At 68.8% G+C, this 3,240-nt stretch carries 5 protein-coding genes and 1 pseudogene; 1 reads left to right on the top strand and 5 read right to left on the bottom strand.

What is annotated here, in order from left to right:
- The 5 genes and pseudogenes from AC1D15_RS23625 to rpsP all read right to left on the bottom strand — a co-directional run.
- Positions 1-295 (bottom strand): annotated as a pseudogene (locus AC1D15_RS23625) (coenzyme A pyrophosphatase); the annotation flags it as partial.
- Between the two features lie 68 nt (positions 296-363).
- Positions 364-717, bottom strand: a complete 354-nt coding sequence (gene rplS / locus AC1D15_RS23620) for a 50S ribosomal protein L19 (protein WP_047500714.1) — start codon at positions 715-717, stop codon at positions 364-366.
- 98 nt (positions 718-815) lie between these two features.
- A complete protein-coding gene (gene trmD, locus AC1D15_RS23615) occupies positions 816-1,574 on the bottom strand; it encodes a tRNA (guanosine(37)-N1)-methyltransferase TrmD (protein ID WP_465111141.1) in 759 nt (252 codons plus the stop codon).
- Between the two features lie 11 nt (positions 1,575-1,585).
- Positions 1,586-2,176 carry a ribosome maturation factor RimM gene (gene rimM, locus AC1D15_RS23610; RefSeq protein WP_197066742.1) on the bottom strand — a complete coding sequence of 197 codons (591 nt, stop codon included), beginning with the start codon at positions 2,174-2,176 and terminating at the stop codon, positions 1,586-1,588.
- 20 nt (positions 2,177-2,196) lie between these two features.
- Entirely contained in the window at positions 2,197-2,463 is a 267-nt protein-coding gene (rpsP, locus tag AC1D15_RS23605; RefSeq protein ID WP_047500706.1) for a 30S ribosomal protein S16, read from the bottom strand.
- Between the two features lie 154 nt (positions 2,464-2,617).
- Between rpsP and AC1D15_RS23600 the strand changes: the two genes are divergently transcribed.
- Complete coding sequence (locus tag AC1D15_RS23600) at positions 2,618-3,160, top strand: GNAT family N-acetyltransferase (protein ID WP_047500704.1); 543 nt, start codon at positions 2,618-2,620, stop codon at positions 3,158-3,160.
- Positions 3,161-3,240: the final 80 nt, after the last annotated feature.

Here is a 3,240-nt window from a genome sequence, read left to right as displayed (position 1 = left end):
ACTCGGCACGGCCGCCGGGAAAGCTGATCTGGCCGGGGTGGTCGGTCAGGTGGTCGGTGCGCTGGGTCAGCACCACGCACAGCACCTCGCGCTGCACCAGCGGCACCAGCACCGAGGCGTGGGCCGGCGCGCGGGACCCGAAGGCGCGCTCGGCGGCAATCTCCGGCGACCAGGCCGGCGGCGCGAGGAAGCGGCTGCGCAGGGCCTCGGGCGACAGGTGCGGCAACGCGATGGCAGGGAGGTGATCGTCGATGCCCTCGACGGGCAGTTCCAGCGGGTTGAAGCTCAGCGGCATGGATCGATTGGACAAGAAAAAAGCCGCCTCGGGGAGGCGGCTTCTTCATGACCGTACGCGGGTACGGATCAGGCGAGCTTCTCTTTAATGCGAGCCGACTTGCCCGAACGGTCGCGCAGGTAGTACAGCTTGGCGCGGCGCACATCGCCACGGCGCTTGATCTCGATCGTCGCGATCAGCGGGCTGTACAGCTGGAACGTACGCTCCACGCCTTCGCCGCTGGAGATCTTGCGCACGATGAAGCTGGAGTTCAGGCCGCGGTTGCGCTTGGCAATCACGACGCCTTCGTAGGCCTGCAGGCGCTTGCGGGTGCCTTCGACGACGTTGACGCTGACGATCACCGTGTCGCCGGGAGCGAAGGGGGGAATGGTCTTGTTGAGGCGAGCAATTTCTTCTTGCTCGAGGGTCTGGATCAGGTCCATGGGGTTCTCCTGTGATCTTGCCGGCGCGGTTGCTGATTTTGATGTGGCCACTCAAGAAGAAGGCGGCCACGCCCGGTAGAGGATCGAAAAGCCTGCGATTATAGCCCGAGGCCGGCGAGGAACTTCTCGTCGAGTTTGCTCAGTTCGCCACGCGCGCGGGCGGCGGCGATCAATTCCGGGCGGCGCCGGGCGGTGATCTCGAGCGAGCGCTCGCGCCGCCAGCGGGCGATGTCGGCATGATGCCCCGACAGCAGCACCGGCGGCACCGGGTCCGGGCCGGTCGCGGCGTCGAGCACTTCGGGGCGGCTGTAGTGCGGGCAGTCGAGCAGGCCGTCGGAGAAGCTGTCCTGCTGGTGCGACTGCGCATCGCCCAGCACGCCGTCCTGCAACCGGGCCACGCCGTCGAGCAGCGCGAGCGCCGGCAGCTCGCCGCCGGACAGCACGAAATCGCCCAGGCTCAGCTCCAGCGTGACATGGCGATCGATGAAGCGCTGGTCGATGCCCTCGTAGCGGCCGCACAGCAGCACCGCACCGGAGCCGGCCGCGAACTCGCGCATCACCGCTTGATCGATGCGCCGGCCGGTCGGCGTGAAGTGCACGACCGGAACGCTCGCCCCGTCAGCGCGCTCGCCGCGGATGGTGGTGAGCGCACGCTCCAGCGGCTCGACCAGCATCACCATGCCGGGCCCGCCGCCATACGGCCGGTCGTCGACGCGGCGGTAGTTGTCGTCGGCGAAGTCGCGCAGCGGCCACAGCCGCACGTCGACCTGGCCGGATTCGAACGCGCGGCGCGTCACGCCCACGGTGAGGTGCGGCGAGAACAGTTCGGGAAACAGCGTGACGACGTCGAAGCGCATCAGCGGGGGGATCAGTAGTCCAGGCCCCAGTCGACGGTGATGCGGCGCTCGGCCAGGCTGACGTCGTCGACATAGGCGCCGACGAAGGGGATCAGCCGCTCCTCGGCCGGCGTCGCCGCGGCCAGCCGCAGCACGCTGTGCGGGCCGGTGTCGATCAGGCCGGCCACCGTGCCGAGGGTCTGGCCCTCGCGGTTCACGACCGTCATGCCGATCAGGTCGACCCAGTAGTACTCGTCCTTGCCGGCGGTCGGGAAGCTCGATCGGCCGACGAAGATGCGCGCACCGCGCAGGGCCTCGGCCCCGTTGCGGTCGGCGACGTCCTGCACCTGGGCCACGACGCCATCGCCGTGCTCCTTGACCTGCACGACCTTCAGCAAGGGCGGGAAGGCCGCTGCGGCGGTCGCCGGAAGCTTCACGCCTTGCGGCTCCGGCGGTTTCAGGAACCACCGGCGCGAAGAAAAGAGGGCCTGGGGATCTGCCGCGAAAGGCTGGACGCGGATCCAGCCCTTCACGCCCCAGGCATCGAGAACCCTGCCGATCTCCACCGCATCCTCGGGCCACGCGGGATCAGACATCCCGGCAAGCCCCGGCGCGGTGGTCATCGACACGTTCTCGGCGGCACTCAGGCTGCAGCAGCAGCCGGCGTCGCGGCCTTGGCCTGCTCGACCAGGCGAGCCACCGTCGGCGACGGCTGGGCGCCGTGGGCAACCCAGTGCTCGATGCGGTCGAACGCGACGCGCAGCGGCTGCTCGCCACCGGACGCCACCGGGTTGTAGAAGCCGACGCGCTCGATGAAGCGGCCGTCACGGCGGACGCGCGAGTCAGCGACGACGATGTTGTAGAACGGACGCTTCTTGGCGCCACCACGTGCGAGTCGAATCACGACCATGTTGTTTCCTTGAGATTGTCGAAAACATCCACCGCACCAGGAGACACTCAGGGCAAGCAGATCGGAGGTCGGTGCCGTAGATACGCCAACCCTCCGGGTCGACCGTCACCGAAACCCGGCATTATAAACTCGCCAGATCACCCCGCCAGCCAATATGTCCGAGAGCCCCATCACGATTCGCGCCAGCACGGCCGCCGACCTCCCCGCCATCACCGCCGTCTACGGCTGGAACGTGCTGCACGGCACCGGCACCTTCGAGCTCGAGGCACCCGACCTCGCCGAGATGACCCGCCGCCGCGACGACGTGCTGTCCAAGGGCCTGCCGTGGCTGGTCGCCGAACGCCACGGCGAGGTGCTGGGCTACGCCTACGCGAACCATTTCCGCCCGCGCCGCGCCTACCGCTTCTGCCTCGAGGACTCGATCTACCTGTCGGATGCCGCCCGCGGCCAGGGCGCCGGCAAGCAGCTGCTGGCCGAGCTGATGGCGCAGTGCGAGGCGCTCGGTGCACGCCAGATGCTGGCGGTGATCGGCGATTCGGCCAATGCCGGATCGATCGGCGTGCACCGCAGCCTCGGCTTCGAGCACACCGGGCTGCTGAAGTCCGCCGGCTGGAAGTTCGAACGCTGGCTCGACGTGGTGCTGATGCAGCGCGCGCTCGGCACCGGCGATGCCGTGCCGCCGGCGGCGGGCCAGTGATCATGGCGAAATCGAAGACACTCGCGACCTGGATCGCGCTGGTCGGCGGCAGCCTCGGGCTGCACCGCTTCTACCTGCAC

The sequence above is a fragment of the Rhizobacter sp. P2_H2 genome (assembly GCF_056403375.1).
Note: the sequence above shows the minus strand (reverse complement) of the source record. Positions and strands in the feature narration are given on the sequence as shown.